The organism is Hydrogenovibrio sp. 3SP14C1, assembly GCF_029625905.1.
Classification (GTDB): Bacteria; Pseudomonadota; Gammaproteobacteria; order Thiomicrospirales; family Thiomicrospiraceae; genus Hydrogenovibrio.
Genome location: NZ_JARTLM010000317.1, coordinates 1 through 237, shown reverse-complemented (window position 1 = coordinate 237; position 237 = coordinate 1). Strand labels below are relative to the sequence as shown.

Annotated in this window: 1 protein-coding gene; it reads right to left on the bottom strand. The window is 62.9% G+C overall.

The genetic code is table 11. The features are described 5' to 3' along the window. Positions 1 to 237 (bottom strand): class I tRNA ligase family protein (locus P8629_RS12675; RefSeq protein ID WP_278166439.1); only part of this gene is annotated, 237 nt, incomplete at both ends.

Below are 237 nucleotides of genomic sequence, written 5' to 3'. Positions count from 1 at the left end.
ACCGGCTTCAGGCCTTTAAATACGTAGCCCGCCTCGACCATATCCGCCAGCGCGCGGATCTCGCCCGCCTCGTTGGCGTAATCCATGGAGCGGTAGGGGTGATCCCAGTCCCCGATGATCCCCAGACGCACGAAATCCACCCGTTGGGTTTCGATCTGGGCACCAGCGTACTCACGGCACAGCTCACGGGCCTTGTCTGCCGCCAGGTGCTTGCCATGGGTGGTCTCGACCTTGTGC